This window comes from Micromonospora sp. NPDC049049, from assembly GCF_040649115.1.
GTDB lineage: Bacteria > Actinomycetota > Actinomycetes > Mycobacteriales > Micromonosporaceae > Micromonospora.
In genome coordinates this window covers 18982-38171 of record NZ_JBEZEX010000002.1, presented here as the reverse complement: position 1 = coordinate 38171, position 19190 = coordinate 18982, and the positions used below count along the sequence as shown (strand labels likewise).

13 protein-coding genes are annotated in these 19190 nt (G+C 70.4%); 7 read left to right on the top strand and 6 right to left on the bottom strand.

Features of this window, described 5'->3' with window-relative positions:
• Positions 1-299: 299 nt before the first annotated feature.
• From AB0B68_RS02530 to purS, 4 genes are read right to left on the bottom strand one after another with little or no spacing between them, the layout of a single operon-like run.
• Entirely contained in the window at positions 300-1055 is a 756-nt protein-coding gene (locus AB0B68_RS02530; RefSeq protein ID WP_112586203.1) for a 2-phosphosulfolactate phosphatase, read from the bottom strand.
• A gap of 4 nt (positions 1056-1059) precedes the next feature.
• Entirely contained in the window at positions 1060-3729 is a 2670-nt protein-coding gene (purL, locus tag AB0B68_RS02525; RefSeq protein ID WP_357257547.1) for a phosphoribosylformylglycinamidine synthase subunit PurL, read from the bottom strand.
• 46 nt (positions 3730-3775) lie between these two features.
• Positions 3776-4459 (bottom strand): phosphoribosylformylglycinamidine synthase subunit PurQ, encoded by a 684-nt coding sequence (gene purQ, locus AB0B68_RS02520; RefSeq protein WP_357203691.1) that lies wholly within the window; start codon positions 4457-4459, stop codon positions 3776-3778.
• Entirely contained in the window at positions 4456-4719 is a 264-nt protein-coding gene (gene purS / locus AB0B68_RS02515) for a phosphoribosylformylglycinamidine synthase subunit PurS (protein WP_350854676.1), read from the bottom strand. Before purS ends, purQ begins: the two co-directional genes overlap by 4 nt.
• A 379-nt stretch (positions 4720-5098) precedes the next feature.
• On the opposite strand from purS, the gene AB0B68_RS02510 reads away from it, so the two are divergent.
• Both AB0B68_RS02510 and AB0B68_RS02505 read left to right on the top strand, forming a co-directional pair.
• Positions 5099-5782, top strand: coding sequence for a trypsin-like serine protease (locus AB0B68_RS02510; protein WP_355004709.1), 684 nt, complete (start codon positions 5099-5101; stop codon positions 5780-5782).
• Between the two features lie 24 nt (positions 5783-5806).
• A complete protein-coding gene (locus AB0B68_RS02505; protein ID WP_357257545.1) occupies positions 5807-6370 on the top strand; it encodes a YbjQ family protein in 564 nt (187 codons plus the stop codon).
• A 137-nt stretch (positions 6371-6507) separates the two neighbouring features.
• On the opposite strand, the gene purB is transcribed toward AB0B68_RS02505, so the two are convergent.
• Complete coding sequence (gene purB / locus AB0B68_RS02500) at positions 6508-7932, bottom strand: adenylosuccinate lyase (protein WP_357257543.1); 1425 nt, start codon at positions 7930-7932, stop codon at positions 6508-6510.
• Positions 7933-8000: 68 nt separating this feature from the next.
• Here purB and AB0B68_RS02495 point away from each other — a divergent pair, with 68 nt between their 5' ends.
• The 3 genes from AB0B68_RS02495 to AB0B68_RS02485 all read left to right on the top strand — a co-directional run bounded on the left by AB0B68_RS02495 (position 8001) and on the right by AB0B68_RS02485 (position 15527).
• Positions 8001-10430, top strand: coding sequence for a PKD domain-containing protein (locus AB0B68_RS02495; RefSeq protein ID WP_357257541.1), 2430 nt, complete (start codon positions 8001-8003; stop codon positions 10428-10430).
• Between the two features lie 266 nt (positions 10431-10696).
• Positions 10697-13024: a PKD domain-containing protein gene (locus AB0B68_RS02490; protein ID WP_357203704.1), complete on the top strand. Its 2328-nt coding sequence runs from the start codon at positions 10697-10699 to the stop codon at positions 13022-13024.
• A gap of 178 nt (positions 13025-13202) precedes the next feature.
• Positions 13203-15527: a right-handed parallel beta-helix repeat-containing protein gene (locus AB0B68_RS02485; RefSeq protein WP_357257539.1), complete on the top strand. Its 2325-nt coding sequence runs from the start codon at positions 13203-13205 to the stop codon at positions 15525-15527.
• 67 nt (positions 15528-15594) lie between these two features.
• Here the strand turns inward: AB0B68_RS02485 and AB0B68_RS02480 are convergent, their stop codons facing one another.
• Positions 15595-16887, bottom strand: coding sequence for an acetyl-CoA C-acetyltransferase (locus tag AB0B68_RS02480; RefSeq protein WP_357203710.1), 1293 nt, complete (start codon positions 16885-16887; stop codon positions 15595-15597).
• A 55-nt stretch (positions 16888-16942) separates the two neighbouring features.
• On the opposite strand from AB0B68_RS02480, the gene AB0B68_RS02475 reads away from it, so the two are divergent.
• Together AB0B68_RS02475 and AB0B68_RS02470 are read left to right on the top strand one after the other, a co-directional pair.
• A complete protein-coding gene (locus AB0B68_RS02475) occupies positions 16943-18298 on the top strand; it encodes a 3-oxoacyl-ACP reductase (RefSeq protein WP_357257537.1) in 1356 nt (451 codons plus the stop codon).
• Positions 18298-19170, top strand: a complete 873-nt coding sequence (locus AB0B68_RS02470) for a MaoC/PaaZ C-terminal domain-containing protein (RefSeq protein ID WP_357257535.1) — start codon at positions 18298-18300, stop codon at positions 19168-19170. The genes AB0B68_RS02475 and AB0B68_RS02470 overlap by 1 nt, the downstream gene beginning before the upstream one ends.
• Positions 19171-19190 lie beyond the last annotated feature (20 nt).

Sequence of the window (19190 nt, the reverse complement as noted above, 5' to 3'; positions counted from 1 at the left end):
GCCAGCCCGCCGGGCGGAACCGACCGGACACCCCGCCGCCGACCGAGCGCGGCGGTCGCCGCCTCGACTGGTTGGACGACTGACCCCACCACAGCACATGAAAACGGCCACCCGGAGATCCGGGTGGCCGTTTTCGCTGCAAGACCCACTCGCTGTCAGTGAAGTCGGGCCATCCCGAAGACCTGGACACCGCGACTTCCGAAAAGCCGAGTTGATCACAGGGAGCGCCCAGCGCGGGTCAGGCGCGGGCAGGCGCGGGCAGGCGCGGGCAGGCGCGGGCAGGCGCGGGCAGTCCGCGGTCAGGCGGCGGAGAAGACGCCCTGGTGGAGCACCGGCACGACGTCCGACACGCCGATCCGGACGGCGACGTCCACGTCCGCGGCGAAGCCGCTCTCGGTCAACTCCCGTCCGGAGACGCTGCCGCGCACCGCGGCGGGCAGATCCGGGGTGCTCGCCAGCGCGGCGAGCGCCATGGCCGCCTCCACCGAGAGCCCACCGGGCACACCGGAGAGGGCGTCCAGCACCGAGGCGGCGCCGAGTTGGTCCTCCACCGACGGTCGCAGCGACCCGTCCGGCCACCGTTCCCCCGAAGCGATCACGCCGATCGGGGCGTCCAGCGTGCCGTACCCCTGGCGGCGCAGCCAGTGCCCGACGGCGCGCGCGTTGCGCAGGCACGCCGCGACCACCGGCAGGCCGGTGGCGCTGGCGGCGGCGCTGATGGCCGAGCCGTTCGGGGAGGGCAGCACGAGGTCCGCCACCACCGGTGCGCTGCTCAGCGCGGCGGGCGAGAGCGACCATGGATGTTCCGCGGTCGTCTGCCGCCGCCCGACCGCAGCGGTCGCACCGACCCGGACGGCGTACTCGGCCGCCTGCTCACCCCAGGGGAACGGGTGCACCCGCATCCCCCGGGCGACCGCCACCTCCACGGCGGTGGTGAACGAGAGAACGTCCACCACCACCAGCGCCGCGCAGACCCGGCCGAGTTCGGCCGCCCCGGTCAGCCCCCAGTCGAACCGGGCACCCGATCCGGGCTGGCCGTAGACGGCGGCCGTCAACGCCTCAGCGCTCGTCAGGCGACGGCTCGGTGACACCGGAGTCAGGCTCGGACACCTCGCCCGGCTGCTCCGACCCGATCGGCTCGACCGCGCCGGTCTCCGGAGACGGACCCGAGGATGCGATCGGCTCGGAGACCACCTCGGCCGCGTCGACCGGCTCGGCCGGCTCGCCCGGCAACGGGACGGCCTCGACCGCACCCGCCACGCCGGCAGCCGGCGCGGGCACCTCGACGGACGCCGAACCCCCGAAGAGGCGCGGCAACGTCTCGGTGTGCGCGGTACGCAGCTCGTCCAGGCCGATCCGGAACTGGCCGTGCACCTCGAGCGCCCCACCGGACGGGTCGGTGACGCCGATCAGCTCGAACGGCACGCCCCGCTCGGCGCAGAGCGCCGCGAACGCCTTGTCGTGGCCGCGCGGCACCGAGACCAGCGCCCGCGTGGCGGACTCGCTGAACAGGTAGACGAACGGCATCGAGCCCTCGGCGAACTGCTCCGGCACCGCGACCCGGGCACCGACGCCGCGACGCAGGCAGGACTCGACCAGGCTCTGGGCCAGGCCTCCGTCGGAGAGGTCGTGTGCCGAGCTGAGGTGACCGACGCGGGCCGCCTCGGCCAGCAACTCGGCCAGCGCCTTCTCGCGGAGAAGGTCGACCTGCGGCGGAATACCACCGAGGTGCTCGTGCGTCACCCAGGCCCACTCCGAGCCGGACAGCTCCACGTTCGTCTCGCCGAGCAGGTAGAGCTGGTCGTGGTCGCCAGCGGCGCGCGGCACGAAGCCCATCGGCACCCGGTCGGCGACGTTGTCCAGCACGCCCAGCACGCCGACAACCGGGGTCGGGTGGATGGCCGCCGCGCCGGTCTGGTTGTAGAAGCTGACGTTGCCGCCGGTCACCGGGATGCCCAGCTCCAGGCAGCCGTCCGCCAGGCCGCGTACGGCTTCGGCGAACTGCCACATCACGCCCGGGTCCTCCGGCGAACCGAAGTTGAGGCAGTTGGTCACGGCGATCGGCTTCGCGCCGGTCACCGCGACGTTCCGGTACGCCTCGGCCAGGGCCAGCTTGGTGCCGTTGTACGGGTCGAGTCGGGTGTACCGGCCGTTGCCGTCGACCGACAGCGCCACACCGAGGCCGGTCCGCTCGTCGATCCGGATCACGCCGCCGTCCTCCGGCTGGGCGAGCACCGTGTTGCCCAGCACGTAGCGGTCGTACTGCTCGGTGACCCAGGTCTTGTCGGCCAGGTTCGGCGACGCGATCATGCGCAGCACGGTCTCCCGCAGCGCGTCCGGGTCGGCCGGGCGGGGCAGCGTCTCGGCCCGGTCGGCCTGGAGCAGGATCAGGTCGGCCGGCTCGCGCATCGGGCGGGCGTAGACCGGGCCGTCGTCCACCAGCGAACCCGGCGGCACGTCGACGACCAGGTGGTCCTGCCAGGTGATCAGCAGGCGACCCGGGCGGCCGTCCGGCTCCGGTGCGGTGACCTCACCGATCGCGGTGGCGAGAACGCCCCACTTCTCACAGGTCTTGAGCACCGCGTCGAGCTTGTCCGGCTCGACGACCAGCAGCATCCGCTCCTGCGACTCGCTGGCCAGGATCTCGTGCGGGTCCATCGAGGGCTCGCGCAGCGGCACCCGCTCCAACCAGACCCGCATGCCGGTGCCGGCAGCGGCGGCGGTCTCGGTGAGCGCGCAGGTCAGGCCGGCGCCGCCGAGGTCCTGGATGCCGACGACAAGTTGGCCGTCGTACAGCTCGAGGCACGCCTCGATCAGCAGCTTCTCGGTGAACGGGTCGCCGACCTGCACGGCGGGTCGGCGCGCCTCGCTGCCCTCGTCGAAGGTGGCGCTGGCCAGCACCGACACGCCGCCGATGCCGTCACGGCCGGTCTTGGCGCCCATCAGGACGACAACGTTGCCCGGCCCGGCGGCGGCCTTGTTCTGCAACCGGTTGACCGGCAGCACGCCCAGGCAGAGCGCGTTGAGCAGTGGGTTGCCCTGGTAGGAGGGGTCGAAGACCAGCTCACCACCGATGTTGGGCAGGCCCAGGCAGTTGCCGTAGCCGCCCACTCCGGCGACCACGCCGGTGAGCACCCGGGCGGTGTCCGGGTGGTCCGCGGCACCGAAGCGCAGCGGGTCCATCACCGCGACCGGGCGGGCGCCCATGGCGAGGATGTCCCGGACGATGCCGCCGACGCCGGTCGCCGCGCCCTGGTACGGCTCGACGAAGCTCGGGTGGTTGTGCGACTCGACCTTGAAGGTCACCGCCAGCTCGTCGGAGATCTGCACGACACCGGCGTTCTCACCGATGCCGGCGAGCAGCCGGTCGCTGTGCGGGGCCTTCTCGCCGAACTGGCGCAGGTGCACCTTGCTCGACTTGTAGGAGCAGTGCTCGCTCCACATGATCGAATACATCGCCAGCTCGGACTGCGTGGGCCGGCGGCCGAGGATCTGCCGGATCCGGTCGTACTCGTCGTCGCGCAGACCAAGCTCGGTGTACGGCTGAAGCTCGCCCGGGGTGCCACCGGCGCGCGGCACGGTGTCCACGCCCTCGGCCCAGACGGCGGCGGCCGGCTGGGCGGGAGCGGTCGCCGGTGCGGCCGGCTGCGCGGGGCTCGGCTCGGACGGCTGCGCCGGGGCGGAGTACGCCTCCGGCGTGTCCCGTACCGGATCCGGATGGGTGGTCATGACCTCTCCTCGCTGCGCTCGTGCCCGCCGAAGCCGCTCCTCGCACTCATGCCGGCGCCCCGACCAGGTGCTTGAGGACCGACGTGAAGAAGCCGAGGCCGTCCAGCGAAGGGCCGGTGAGCGCCTCCACCGCGTGCTCGGGGTGCGGCATGATGCCGACCACGTTGCCGGCGGCGTTGGTGATCGCGGCGATGTCGCGCTGAGACCCGTTGGGGTTGCCGCCGACGTAGCGGGCGACCACCCGACCTTCGGCTTCGAGCTGGTCCAGCGTCGCGGTGTCCGCGACGTAGCAGCCCTCGCCGTTCTTGACCGGGATGAGCACCTCCTGGCCGGGCTGGAACGCGTTGGTCCACGCCGTCCCGGCCGACTCGATGCGCAGGACCTGGTCCCGGTTGCGGAAGTGCAGGTGCTGGTTGCGGGTGAGCGCGCCGGGCAGCAGGTGCGCCTCGCAGAGGATCTGGAAGCCGTTGCAGATGCCGAGCACCGGCAGGCCACTCCGAGCGGCGTCCACGATCGTCTCCATCACCGGGGCGAACCGGGCGATGGCGCCGCACCGCAGGTAGTCACCGTAGGAGAAACCTCCGGGCAGGACGACCGCGTCGACACCGTGCAGCTCCGGATCGCCGTGCCAGAGTCGGACCGGCTCAGCGCCGGCGATCCGGACGGCCCGGGCCGCGTCCCCGTCGTCGAGCGAGCCGGGGAAGGTGACCACACCGACCCGGGCGGTCACGAGCGGGCGTCCGCGGTCTCGTCGGCCTCGACCACGCGGACGGTGAAGTCCTCGATGACCGGGTTGGCGAGCAGCTTGTCGGCAATCTCCCGGGCGCGGTCCAGGTCCGGTTCACCGGTGAACTCGATCTCGATGCGCCTGCCGATCCGAACCGAGGCGACGTCACCGACGCCGAGCCGGGGCAGCGCGTTTGCGACGGCCTGGCCCTGCGGATCAAGGATCTCGGGCTTGAGCATGACGTCGACGACGACGCGAGGCACTGGGCACTCCTGACTGTGTACGCAGTTGGGTGCCGACCCACAAATGGGCGAGCGCAGCCAGCGTACCTGGCAGATATCGCCGCGGACGCACCGGCCGGGTGCGGTTCAGGCAGTGATCGACATTACTGACGCTCAGGGTGACACGTCAGGCGCTACAGGTGGCCCTAGCAGGACATATACGGCGCGGCGGGTGGCCGAATCGTTACATTGGGCAACCTCGATGGTCTCCTTGATAACGCTCGATGACCTCCTTGATAACGATCGCGTCGCGCCCTACTCTACATCGACGTAGGTCGATCTGCCGGCGCCGGGAACCCCGCCGTCCGGCGCCGCCCGCGCCCGGCGACCCCGGGCCCGCCCCGTCCAAGGAGTCCACCCGATGCGCATCCGCCCCCTGCTCGCCGTACTCAGCACCGCGCTGGTCGGCGCCCTCGGCGTCACGTCCGCCGCGTCCGCCGCCCCCGCCGGCCCGCAACCCATCATCGGCGGCGGCACCGTCTCGTCCGCCCCCTGGGCCGCCGCGGTGCTCAGCAACGGCTCGTTCACCTGCTCCGGCAGCGTCATCGCCGCGCAGTGGGTGCTCACCGCCCGGCACTGCATCAGCGGCACCATGTCGGTGCGCGTCGGAAGCGTGAACCGCACCTCCGGCGGGGTCACCCGCACGGTCAGCGCCACCTACACCCGCAACGACCTCGCGCTGATGCGGCTCTCCAGCACCGTCAGCACCTCCGCGGTCAGCCTGGCCAGCAGCAACCCGCCGATCAACTCGACGAACTCGATCTACGGCTGGGGCATGACCTGCTACAGCGGCTGCTCGGCGTCCACCCAGCTCAAGACCGCCACCGTCCGGGTGACCAGTAACGGCGCCACCGACGCGTACGGCGGCCAGGCGATCCGCAGCACCCGGATCAACGGCAACGCCTGGCGCGGTGACTCCGGCGGCCCGCAGTTCTACAACGGTCAGCAGGTCGGCGTCGCCTCCACCGCCGACGGGTCGAGCATCCAGAACTACGGCAGCGTTGCGTACAACCGGGCGTGGATCACCTCGGTGGCCGGTGTCTGACGGTTAGCGCCCCGCTCGGCGCGGATGGTCGGCCGCGTGCCGGCCGTCCGCGCCGCGTCGTTTTGCAGCATCCGATCAGGTGAACAATGCACCCGATCGGGTCGGGCCACTCCTGACAGCATCGGAACCGTGCTGGTCGTGACGACAGAGCAACTGCCCGGCTACGAGATCCGCCAGATTCTCGGTGAGGTGGTGTCATCGATGGCCAGGACGCGCAACCCGTACCGCGAGGGTGTGAAGAACCTGCGCGGTGGCGCGTACGACCCGATGGCCCCGGACAACCTGACCCGGTGGCGCACCGACTCGGTGACCCGCCTCGGCGAGGAGGCCCTCCGGATCGGCGCGAACGCGGTGATCGGCATGCGGTTCGACAGCCGGGACTGCGGCGAGATGTGGATGGAGATCTGCGCGTACGGGACGGCGGTGGTCGCCGTACCCAAGATGCCCGAGGTCATGCCGGCCGACCAGCCGGCGGTCGCGGCGGAGACCGCCACCGACCCGGCCTTCGCCGAATCTCTCGGCGGCATCGCCGAACCCGCCAGCGCCCCCAACCTCCGCACCGCAGCAGAAACCCCAACCGGCGAGTAACCCACCCACCCACCGGGCCCACCCCTCTGCCCCTGTTGATCAAGAGGTTTCGGTCATCAGGGAGATCGAAAATGACGCAAACCTCTTGATCACCCGAAGGGGCGGGGCGGGGTGGGTCAGGTGGGGCGGGGTGGGAGCTAGAGGATGGGGGGTGGGCTGTAGGTGGCGGCGTCCGGGTGGGCGGTCACCACAGCGGTGATGCGGCTCGTCACCGCTGCCACCTGGGCCTGGGCGGCGCCGACGAAGGCGTTGCGGTCGGCGACCAGGGTGTCGATGTCAGCGCGGGACAGGCCGAGTCGGTCGTCCGCTGCCAGGCGGTCGAAGAGGTCGTTCTCCGGTGAGCCCTTCTCGCGCATCGCCAGGGCCACCGCCACCGCGTGCTCCTTGATCACCTCGTGGGCGACCTCCCGGCCGACGCCTCGCCGGACCGCCGCGACCAGGATCTTCGTGGTGGCCAGGAACGGCAGGAACCGCTCCAGCTCCCGGTTGATCACTGCCGGGTACGAGCCGAACTCGTCGAGCACTGTGAGGAACGTCTGAAACAGCCCGTCGGCGGCGAAGAACGCGTCCGGCAGCGCCACCCGGCGGACCACCGAGCAGGACACGTCCCCCTCGTTCCACTGGTCACCGGCCAGCTCGCCGACCATCGACAGGTAACCCCGGATGATCACGGCGAAGCCGTTCACCCGCTCCGAGGAACGGGTGTTCATCTTGTGCGGCATCGCGCTGGAACCGACCTGACCCGGCTTGAAGCCCTCGGTCGCCAGCTCCTGGCCGACCATCAACCGAATCGTGGTGGCCAGCGAGGACGGCGCGGCGGCCGTCTGGGCCAGCGCGGCCAGCACGTCGAAGTCGAGCGAGCGCGGATAGACCTGCCCGACGCTGTCCAGCACCCGGGAGAAGCCCAGGTGCTCGGCGACCCGCCGCTCCAACTCGGCCACCTTGTCGGCGTCACCTTCGAAGAGGTCGAGCTGGTCGGCGGCCGTGCCGACCGGTCCCTTGATCCCCCGCAGCGGGTAGCGGGCGATCAGATCCTCCAGCCGCTCGTACGCGATCAGCAGCTCCTCGGCCGCCGACGCGAAGCGCTTGCCCAACGTGGTGGCCTGCGCCGCCACGTTGTGCGACCGGCCGGTCATGACCAGCTCGGAGTGCTCGTGGGCCAGCCAGGCCAACCGGGCCAGGGTGGCCACCACCCGGTCGCGGATCAGCTCCAGCGAGGCGCGCACCTGGAGCTGCTCGACGTTCTCGGTGAGGTCGCGGGAGGTCATCCCCTTGTGCACGTGCTCGTGCCCGGCGAGCGCGCTGAACTCCTCGATCCGGGCCTTCACGTCGTGCCGGGTGACCCGCTCCCGCTCGGCGATCGAGGCGAGGTCGACCTGGTCGAGCACCCGCTCGTACGCCTCGACAACGCCGTCCGGCACCGGCACTCCCAGGTCGCGCTGAGCGCGGAGAACGGCGAGCCAGAGCCGCCGCTCCATCCGGACCTTCTCCTCCGGGGACCAGAGGGCGACCAGTTCGGGCGAGGCGTACCGGTTGGCAAGCACGTTGGGGATCGTCGTCACGTGCCTCATTCTCTCCTACCCGGCGGCCCGTGCGGCCGGCAGGCCAGGGCGGGTGCCGGTGGGGCCGAGTGGCCGTTTTGTCGCCCGGGGCGGTACAGCTACCAGCCGGTATCGGATCATGGTCTCCATCTGATCTCCGGCAGAGCCGAATCCCACCTTCACGACAGAGGGCATGCATGCGTAGAAGATCCCTTGCCGGCCTCACCGCGATCGCGGTAACCGGCGGCACCCTTCTGGCCACCGGCGCACCCGCCCAGGCAGACGACCCTGTGATGCTTCTGCACGTCAGGCAGGCCGACGCGAACTGCTCCGACCAGGGGCCTGGCTCCGACGACACGCCGTTCTGCACGATCGGTGCCGCAGCCGCCGTGGTGACCGCCCCCGGGGAGGTCTGGATCGACGGCGGCACCTACGCCGAGCGCGTCACCATCACCAGCTCTGGCACCCCGGAATCGGGAATCGCTTTCGTCGCCAAGACCCCTCGCACCCCGGTGACGCTCGTCGGTCCGAACGCGGGGCTGGTCGTCGACGGCCAGCACGACATCTATATCGAGGGAATCAATGTCAGTGGGTCTGCCGACGTGCCCGCCCTCGATCTGCGAAACGCCTCGAACGTAGTGGTCGCGGGCGGCAGATTCACCATGGCAAACGTCGCCACCGCGCCCGCCATCCGACTCGCCAATGCGACGTGGACATGGCTGGATGGCCTCATCGCCACCGGAGCGGCGCTCGCCGACGGATTGACGATGGATGCCTCCACCAGCGACGTGCGCGTTAGCAACACGCTGGTGTCGACCGCCCCGAACCACGTCGCCGCCGATAGCGGCGTGGGCATTCGAGTCGACGGGCCGCGCAGCACGATCATCGACGGCGATGTTGCCGGCTTCTCCGGAGCTGCCATCTCGGTGGGCCCTGCCGCCGCCGGGACGGTGATCGCCAACAACCGGATCAAGGGCGGGATCGGGTACGGCATCCACAACCGCGGAGCCGTGGGCACTGCCATCGCCAACAACGAGATCCAGGACCGCTGCCTGGGCGGCATCCAGGTTGACGGTGCATCGTCGCAGGTCTCGGTGCAGAACAACGTGCTCCGCAACAACGCCGCCTTCAACCAGGGCTACTGCGACCCGCAGGCGCCCGAGGGCGCTGAGATCGCGGTCCACGACGCCGCGGTGAGCGGCACCGTGATCGATTACAACAACACCTGGCACCAGTCCGCGACCGCGACCGGCTACTCGTGGAACGGAACCAGGATGGGTCTCACCCAGTTCCGCACCGTCTCCGGGCAGGCCGCACACGACCGGTACACGTCGGATGTCCGGGAGAATGTCGACTCGGCGAACTCGACGGCGCCCGGCTACCAGGATCTCGACACCGAGGGCAAGCCACGCCGGGACGATCCGGCAGTGGCGAACACCGGCGCCGGCCCGATCGCGTACGCCGACCGTGGCGCTGCCGAGTCCATCAAACACCCGGTTTCGTCCTTCGACGCCACAGTGGACCTCGCCACGAGCACGGTCAGGGTGGACGCCTCCGCCTCGACGCCGGGCTTCGTCCCGATCCGTGATTACGAGTTCAGCTGGGGCGACGGAACCTCCGCCACCCGCCAGTCCAGTCCGATCGCCACGCACAAGTACGCCACGCCGGGCACCTACAGCGTCACCGTCACCCCCCATGGGACCGACGGCCTGACCGGCAGCAGCGCCGAGCAGGTCAGCGTGCTGCGGCGGACCGCTTCCGTGGGACTGCTCGCGATGTCGAACCGTCGCTACGTGGGTACGTCCGCGTCGGTTCTCCTGCCGAACCAGGCCGGGTTGACCGCCGCTGCGCAGTACGACCTGGCGGACGCCGGCAACGGCCAGGTGGCCCTCGTCGCGCGGTCCAACGGCCGTTACGTCACGCAGTCGGCCAACGAGTCCCTGAACGCCGCGGGCCAGGTGGTTGGCACGTCGGAGAAGTTCACTGTCGTCCGCAACAGTGACGGCACCGTCAGCCTCAAGGCGAGCAACAACCTGTACGTCACCGCCGACGCCAGCGGCACCGTCTCGATGAGCGCCAGCCGGTCCACCATCAGCGCCTCGGAGAAGTTCGCCCAGGTGCCGGTCGCGGACGCGAACAGGTCGCTGAAGGCCAGCGTGAACGGCCGCTACGTGATAGCCGACGGTGCCGGTGTGAAGCCGCTGATCGCAAGCGCGGCGACCGTCGGCAGCTGGGAGCGGTTCGACATCGCCGACCTCGGTAGCGGCCAGATCGCCCTCTTCGCCCGCGCCAACAGCCGCTTCGTGTCCGCCGACGGCGCGGGCACCAAGCCGCTGATCGCCAACGGCCCGGCCGTCAGCACCTGGGAACGGTTCACGATGGTCCGCAACAGCGACGGCACGGTCACCTTCAAGGCCGGCATCAACAGCAAGTACGTCAGCGCCGACGGCGCGGGCAGCAAGCCACTGATCGCCAACGGCCCGGCCATCAGCACCTGGGAGAAGTTCACCCTCGGCTGAAAATCACCACCTCGACGCCCGCCAGGCCGCACGGTCTGGCGGGCGTCGTCGCGTACGCGTCAGCGCGGCTCGTCAGCGGGTGACGGAGGCGATCGGGCGGCCTTGCCAGCAACGGGCCACCCGATGAAGAGATCAGGAACTTCTTGTTGCATCTCACTGACGGGTGGCCGTTTTGTCACCCAGGTCAGCACCTCACTTGTCGATCATGCAAAATCGCCTTATCTGACTTCCGGCGTCGCCGGATCCTCCTCCTCTTCGAGGCGCGCATGCGTAAATCCTTCTTCGCTGGTCTCGCGACCGCCTTATTGATCAGCGGCACCCTGGTGGGCACCGCGCTGCCCGCCCAGGCGGCCGCTCCGACGACGCTCTACGTTCGGCAGAATGCCGCCACCGGCTGCTCGGACCAGTTCCCGGGCACGTTGGCGCAGCCGTTCTGCACCGTCGGAGCCGCAGCAGCGATCGTCACCGGCGGGCAGACCGTCGACGTCGGCGGCGGCACCTACCGGGAGCGCGTCACGATCGGCGCGTCCGGCACGCCGGAGCAGCCGGTAACGTTCGTCACCACCTCCAGTTCCGCGGCGACCCTGATCGGCGCGACGGCCGGCTTCGTGATCGACGGCCAGCACGATGTGGTGCTCCAGAACCTCCGCGTCGTCGGGTCGGGCGACGTGCCGGCCCTGGACGTGCGCAACTCCTCGGGCCTCACCATCCGGGGCGGCACCTACGCCCTGAACACTCCCGCGACGTCACCGGTGATCCGGTTCGCCGGCGTGACCAGCTCGAGCCTGTCGAAGATCACGGTCAGCGGGTTGACCGCCAGCGCCGGCATCACCATGGACTCCGCCAGCAGTGACGTGGCCATCCAGGACACGAGCGTGCAGGGCTATGCCAACTACATCCTTGCCGACAACACGGTCGGCGTCCGGATCGACGGGCAGCGCAACTCGTACATCGGTGGCAGCGTCGACGGCTTCAGCAACGCGGCGATCGCGCTCGGGCCCACCGCGGCCGGCACCGTGGTGGCCAACAACGTGATTTCCGGGGGCGCCGGCCACGGCGTGCACAACAACGGGGCCACCGGCACGGCCATCGCCAACAACACCATCAAGGACCGCTGCCGCGACGGCATCCGCGTCGACGGAGCCTCGTCCGGCGTCTCCGTACAGAACAACGTGCTTGCTCTGAACGGTTACTTCAATCTGGCTTACTGCGACAGCAAGGTGCTGGACGGGGTCGAGATCGGCGTCTACGGCGGTGCCGTCGGAAAGACGGTGGTCGACTACAACAACGCGCACCACTACTACAACGACTCCCCGGAGATCTACGCCTGGAACACCCGGATGTCGCTTGCCGCGTTCCGGGCCGCCTCCGGCCAGGCCGCACACGACCGCGAGACGGGGCAGGCCCGGGACAACATCGACTCGGCGAACTCGGCCGCCCCCGGTTACCCGACCCTCGCCCGCGGCGGCGCGCCGCGCGTCGACGATCCGGGCGTGCCGAACACCGGCGCCGGCCCGATAACGTACGCCGACCGTGGCACCGTGGAAGCCGTCCGGAGCCCGGAGGTGCGGTTCGACGTCGCCATGAACATCCAGGCGCGCTCGGTGACTATGGACGCGTCCGCCTCCCTCCCCGGCTTCAGTCCGATCGCGTCCTACCAGTTCTCGTTCGGCGACGGCAGCACCGTCACCCAGACGAACCCGATCGCCTCGCACACCTACGCGAACCCGGGCTCCTACCGGATCGCCGTCACGGTCACTGGCACCGACGGTCGGTCGGGGACTTACGGCAGGCAGATCAGCATGCTGCGGCCGACCGGGACCGTCGGTCTGCGCGCCCTGTCCAACCGCCGCTACGTCAGTTACGAGAAGAGCTACGGGCTTCGACCGAACCAGGCCGAACCAAGCACGATCGCGCAGTTCGACCTGGCGGACGCCGGCAACGGCAGGGTCGCCCTCTTCTCCCGGGCGGTCGGTCGCTACGTCGCCGTCGCTGAGTCCGACCTCGCCACATTGACAGCGGACAGCGTTCTGGTGGACGTACACGAGTCGTTCAAGCTGGTGCGCAACGCCGACGGCACCATCAGCCTCCAGGCCCCCATCACCAGCCAGTACGTGACCGCGGACGTCAACAGCGCCACTCCGCTGAGCGCCAGCCGGCCCTCCATCGGCACCTGGGAGAAGTTCCTCCTGGTCGTCGTACCGGATGCGAACCGGTCCCTGAAGGCGCAGGTCAACGGTCGCTTCGTCAGCGCCGACGGCGCGGGGGCCAAGCCGTTGATCGCGAGCGCGGCGACCGCCAGCACCTGGGAGCGGTTCGACGTGGTGGATCTCGGCAACGGGCAGGTCGGCCTTCTCGCCCGTGTCAACAACCACTTCGTGTCCGCCGACGGCGCTGGGGCCAAGCCGCTGATCGCGAACGCACCGACTGCCAGCACCTGGGAGCGGTTCACAATGGTCCGCAGCAGCGACGGCACTGTCAGCTTCAAGGCCGCCATCAACAACAAGTACGTGAGCGCGGACGGCGCGGGCAGCAAGCCACTGATCGCCAGCGGCCCGGTCGTCAGCTCCTGGGAGAGGTTCATCCTCGGCTGAGCCCTACCGCACTGTCGACGCCCGCCGGAACCCTCAAGTCCGGCGGGCGTCGCCTTGCACACACCGGCGGAGTGGCCGTTTTGTCACTGCGGTCAGCGCCTCAATCGGCCGGTGATGCATGATCACCTTTATCTGACTCCCGGCGACCGCCGGCTCCTCCTCATCCCCGAGGCAAAGCATGGGTAAATCCCTCCTTTCTGGTCTCGCGACCGTCGTGCTGACCGGTGGTGCCCTGGTGGGCACCATCCTGCCGGCCCAGGCGGACGCTCCGACGACGCTCTACGTCCGACAGAATCCCACCGCGAACTGCTCCGACCAGTACCCGGGGACCTTGGCGCAACCGTTCTGCACCATCGGCGCTGCGGCCGCAGTGGTCACGGCCGGCCAGACGGTGGACGTCGGCGGCGGCAACTACCGGGAACGCGTCACGATCCCCACGTCCGGCACGCCTGAGCAGCCAGTCACCTTCTTCGCCAGTGACGTGGCAACTCTGATCGGTGCGACCGCCGGCTTCGTGATCGACGGCCAGCACGATGTCGTACTCAAGAATCTGCGCGCCAACGGATCGACAAGCGCGCTGCCCGGCCTCGACCTGCGCAACTCCTCGCGGATCACCATCCAGGGCGGCAACTTCGCGATGGACACCTCCTCGACCGCGCCCGCGGTCCGGTTGGCCGGTGTCACAGGATCGACGCTGAAGCAGATCACCGCCAGCGGGCCGACCCTGAACGCCGGAATCATCATCGACGCCGCGAGCAGCGACGTGCTGGTCAAATCCGTGAACGTACTGAGCAGCGCCGGGTACCGGACACCCTCCGACGGCGTCGGCGTTCGGGTCGACGGGCCGAGAGTCAGCATCCTCGACAGCAAGGTCAGCGGTTTCACCGCAGCGGCAGTCGCCATCGGGGTGGGTGCGGTCGACACTGTGGTGGCCAACAACCAGATCGACGGTGGCCCCGGCCACGGCGTGCACAACAACGGTGGCACCGGCACGGCGATCACCAACAACACCATCAAGGACCGCTGCCGCGACGGCATCCGCGTCGACGGAGCCTCGTCCGGCGTCTCAGTGCAGAACAACGTGCTGATCACGAACGGCTTCTTCAACCAGGGCTACTGCGACCCGGCATACCTCGACGGTGTCGAGATCGGCGTCTACGGCGGTGCCGTCGGGAAGACGGTGGTCGACTACAACAACGCCCACCACTACAACAACGACTCCCCGGAGATCTACGCCTGGAACACCCGGATGAGCCTCGCCGCGTTCCGGGCCGCGTCCGGCCAGGCCGCGCACGACCGCGAGACGGGACAGGCCAAGGACAACATCGACTCGGCGAACTCGGCCGCCCCCGGTTACCCGACCCTCGACCGTGCCGGCTGGCCGCGCATCGACGACCCGGCCATAGCGAACACCGGGGCCGGCCCGCTCACCTACGCCGACCGTGGTGCCGTGGAGGCCGTCCGCGCCCCGGTGGTGTCCTTCGACGTCGCCCTGAATCTCCAGGCGCAATCGGTGACTGTGGACGCGTCCGCCTCCACCCCCGGCCTCAGCCCGATCGCGTCCTACCAGTTCTCGTTCGGTGACGGCAGCACCGTCACCCAGACGAGCCCGACCGCCTCGCACACCTACACGAAGCCGGACCTCTACGTCGTCAACGTCATCGTCACCGGCACCGACGGGCGGTCGGCGGCTCACAGCAGGCTGATAAGCGTCCTGCGGCCGACCGGGACGGTGGGTCTGCGCGCCCTGTCCAACGGCCGCTACGTGAGCTACGAGAAAAGCCACGGGCTTCGACCGAACGAGGCCGAACCGAACACCATCGCGCAGTTCGACCTGGCGGACGCCGGCAACGGCAAGGTCGCCCTCTTCTCCCGGGCGGCCGGGCGCTACGTCGCCGTCTCCCAGTTCGACCTCGCCACGTTGACAGCGGACAGCCTGGTCGTGAACGTACGCGAGGCGTTCACGCTGGTGCGCAACAGCGACGGCACCATCAGCCTCCAGACCCCCACCACCAACCAGTACGTGACCGCCGATTTAAGCGGAGCCCTTCCGTTGAGTGCCAGCCGGTCCACCATCGGCACCTGGGAGAAGTTCCTCCTGGTCGTCGTACCGGACGCGAACCGGTCCTTGAAGGCGAAGGTCAACGGCCGCTTCGTCAGCGCTGACGGCGCGGGAACCAAGCCGTTGATCGCCTCCGCTCCCACGGCCAGCCTCTGGGAGCGGTTCGACGTGGTCGATCTCGGCAACGGGCAGGTCGGCCTCCTCGCCCGCGTCAACAACCATTACGTGTCCGCCGACGGCGCAGGCACCAAGCCGCTGATCGCGAACGGCCCGACCGCAAGCACCTGGGAACGATTCATCATCGTCCGCAACAGCGACGGCACCGTCAGCTTCAAGGCCACCATCAACAACAAGTACGTCAGCGCCGACGGCGCAGGGTCCAAGCCGCTGATCGCCAACGGCCCCTCCATCAGCACCTGGGAGAAGTTCACCCTCGGCTGAGCCCCACCGCACGATCGACGCCCGCCGGGACCCTCGGGTCCGGCGGGCGTCGCCGTGCACGCGCCGTTCAGCGCTCCAGGATGGCGGTCACGCCCTGACCACCGGCGGCGCAGATGGAGATCAGCCCACGCCCGCTGCCCCGCTCGGCCAGGAGCTTCGCCAGGGTCGCCACGATGCGCCCGCCGGTGGCGGCGAACGGATGCCCGGCGGCCAGCGACGAACCGTTGACGTTGAGCCGGTCGGTGTCGACAGCGCCGAGCGGCGCGTCCAGGCCGAGCCGGTCCTTGGCGAACTCCGGCGACTCCCAGGCGGCGAGGGTGGCCAGCACCTGCGACGCGAACGCCTCGTGGATCTCGTAGTAGTCGAAGTCCTGCAACGTCAGCCCGGCACGGGCCAGCATCCGGGGCACCGCGTACGCGGGTGCCATCAGCAACCCCTCGTCGCCGTGCACGAAGTCCACCGCCGCCGTCTCCGACCAACTGAACCAGGCCAGCACGGGCAGGTGGTGCGCCGCCGCCCACTCCTCGCTGGCCAGCAGCACAGTGGACGCGCCGTCGGTGAGGGGTGACGAGTTGCCGGCCGTCATGGTGGCGTGCTCGGCGTCCGGGCCACGGGTGCCGAAGACCGGCTTCAGCGAGGCCAGCTTCTCCAAGCTGCTGTCCGGGCGAAGGTTCGCATCCCGGGTGAGCCCCAGGTACGGCGTCATCAGGTCGTCGAAGAAACCCCTGTCGTACGCGGCGGCAAGGCGCTGGTGTGAGCGCAGCGCCAACTCGTCCTGGGAGCGCCGGTCGATCTGCCAGCGCACTGCGGTCCGGGCGGCGTGGTCGCCCATGGACAGCCCGGTACGCGGCTCGGCGTTGCGCGGGATCTCCGGCTTGAACGGCTGGGACGGGCGCAGCTTTGCCGCGATCTTGAGCCGTTCGCCCAGCGTACGGGCCGAGTTGAGCTTGAGCAGCGTGCGGCGCATCTCCTCGTTGACGGCGAGCGGGGCGTCGGAGGTGGTGTCGACACCGCCGGCGATGCCCACGTCGAGCTGACCGAGGGCGATCTTGTTGGCGACCAGGATGGTCGCCTCCAGGCCGGTGCCGCAGGCCTGCTGGATGTCGTACGCCGGGGTGTGGGGGTCGAGGCGGGAGCCGAGGACCACCTCACGGGTGAGGTTGAAGTCGCGGGAGTGCTTGAGCACCGCCCCGGTGACCACCTCGCCGATGCGCTGCCCGGCCAGCCCGTAGCGGGCGATCAGGCCGTCGAGCGCCGCGCCGAGCAGGTCCGCGTTCGACGCGTCCGCGTAGCGGGAATTGGAGCGGGCGAAGGGGATGCGGTTGCCCCCGATGACCGCGACCCGCCGAATGCTCTGCACGATCCGCCTCCTCGACATGTGTTGCTCGAACCCTACTCGCCAGTAGGCTACGCCCATGACCGACAGGTACGCGAGCTTCGTCCAATCGGCCGCCGGCCGCGCGCTGGTCAAGCGCCTCGGGCTGCCCGACCCGCCCCGACTGCGCCGGCACCACCCCGGCGACCCGCTGCTGCCCGGCCCGGCCCTGCTCGGCGCGGCCACCGGCGCCCGGCTCGCCGAGCCGGTTGCCAAGATGCTCACCAGCGCCGGGGTCGAGCTGGCCGACCCGGCCGCCGGCACCTCGCAGCGGCACGGAGCTCTGCTCTTCGACGCCACCGGGATTACCGACTCGACCGAGCTGCGTCAGCTCTACGACTTCTTCCACCCGCAGGCTCGGGCCGTGCTGCCCAGCGGCCGGGTGATCGTGCTGGGCACCCCGCCGCAGGAGTGCCCGACACCCCGCGAGGCGACCGCCCAGCGCGCCCTCGAAGGGCTGGTCCGCAGCATCGGCAAGGAGTTCGGCCGGGGCACCACCGCGCAACTCGTCCACGTCGCCCGCGACAGCGACGCCGCCGGCACGCGCACGAGCCTCGAATCGACTCTCCGGTTCCTGCTGTCCGGCCGGTCCGCGTACGTGTCGGGGCAGGTCATCCGGGTCGGCGGCGGCGCGGCGAGCGTCCCGGCCGACTGGGACCGCCCGCTGGACGGGCAGGTCGTGCTGGTCACCGGCGCCGCACGGGGCATCGGTGCCGCGCTGGCGAAGGTGCTCGCCCGCGACGGCGCGAAGGTGGTGGCCCTGGACATCCCGGCCGCCGGTGACGCGCTCGCCGCCGTGGCGAACGACATCGGCGGCACCGCCGTCCAACTCGACCTGACCGCGCCGGACGCGCCGACCCGACTCGCGGAGCACCTGGCCGGCCGGCACGGCCGGGTCGACGTGGTGGTGCACAACGCCGGCATCACCCGGGACAAGACGCTGGGCCGGATGGACGCCGACCGGTGGGACCAGGTGATCGACGTCAACCTCTCCAGCCAGGAACGGATCAACGACGTACTGCTGGAGCGGGAGCTGATCCCTACCGGTGGGCGGATTATCTCGGTCTCGTCGATCGCCGGGATCGCCGGCAACCGGGGGCAGACCAACTACGCCACCAGCAAGGCCGGCGTGATCGGGCTGGTCGACTCACTCGCGCCGCCCCTGCGGGAGCGCGGGATCAGCGTCAACGCGGTGGCCCCGGGCTTCATCGAGACCCGGCTGACCGCGCGCATCCCGCTGGTGGTCCGCGAGGCGGGACGGCGGATGAACAGCCTGGCCCAGGGCGGGTTGCCGGTGGACGTGGCCGAGACGATCGGCTGGCTGGCCTGGCCGGCCAGCGGCGCGGTCAGCGGAAACGTGGTCCGGGTCTGCGGCCAGAGCCTGCTGGGGGCGTGATGGGAACGGGGTCGGAGTCGGAGTCGGGCGGCCGCAGCCTGGTCGAGCTGCCCCGGATGCCGGCGGTCGGGGCGCTGCACCGACGGGCGTTGCTCGGCGTGCTACCGGGCCTCGGCAGTGGACGGCGCGGGCCTGACCTGCCGGCCGTCGAGTTGACAGTGAGTGGGGTGAGCGTCGAGCGAGCGCAGCTCGCTGACTACGACCGGGTCTGCGGGTTCCGGCTCACCGATCGGCTGCCCGCGACGTTTCCGCACGTCATGGGCTTTCCGCTGGCCCTGCGCCTGATGACAGCGCCGGACTTCCCCCTCCCGCTGATCGGCCTGGTGCACGTCGGCAACCGGATCACCACGCACCGCCCGATCACCGCCGACGAGACCCTCGACTTCACCACGTACGCGCAGAACCTGCGCCCCCACGACCGAGGGCGGCAGGTGGACGTGGTGCTGGTCGGTTCCGTCGACGGGGAGGAGGTGTGGCGCGGCGTCTCGACGTACCTCGGTCGGGAGCGCGGGCCGGACGGACGCGAGCCCGGCGAGCGACCCGTCGCGCCGACGGCCACCGCCCGCTGGCGAGTGGAACCGCGCGTCGGCACGGAGTACGCGCGGGTCTCCGGCGACCACAACCCGATCCACACCTCCCGACTCGGTGCGCGGCTGTTCGGCTTCCGCCGGCCGATCGTGCACGGCATGTGGAGCAAGGCGCGCTGCCTGGCCGCGCTGGAGGCCCGGCTGCCGGACGCGTACACCGTCGAGGTCGCCTTCAAGCTGCCCGTGCCACTGCCGAGCACTGTGAGCTTCGCGCTCCTGCCGGAGGGCGGGTTCGCCCTGCACGACTCGCGGGGCCGACCCCACCTGACGGGCTTCGTGCGCTGAGCGCACCGCACCGCACCGTG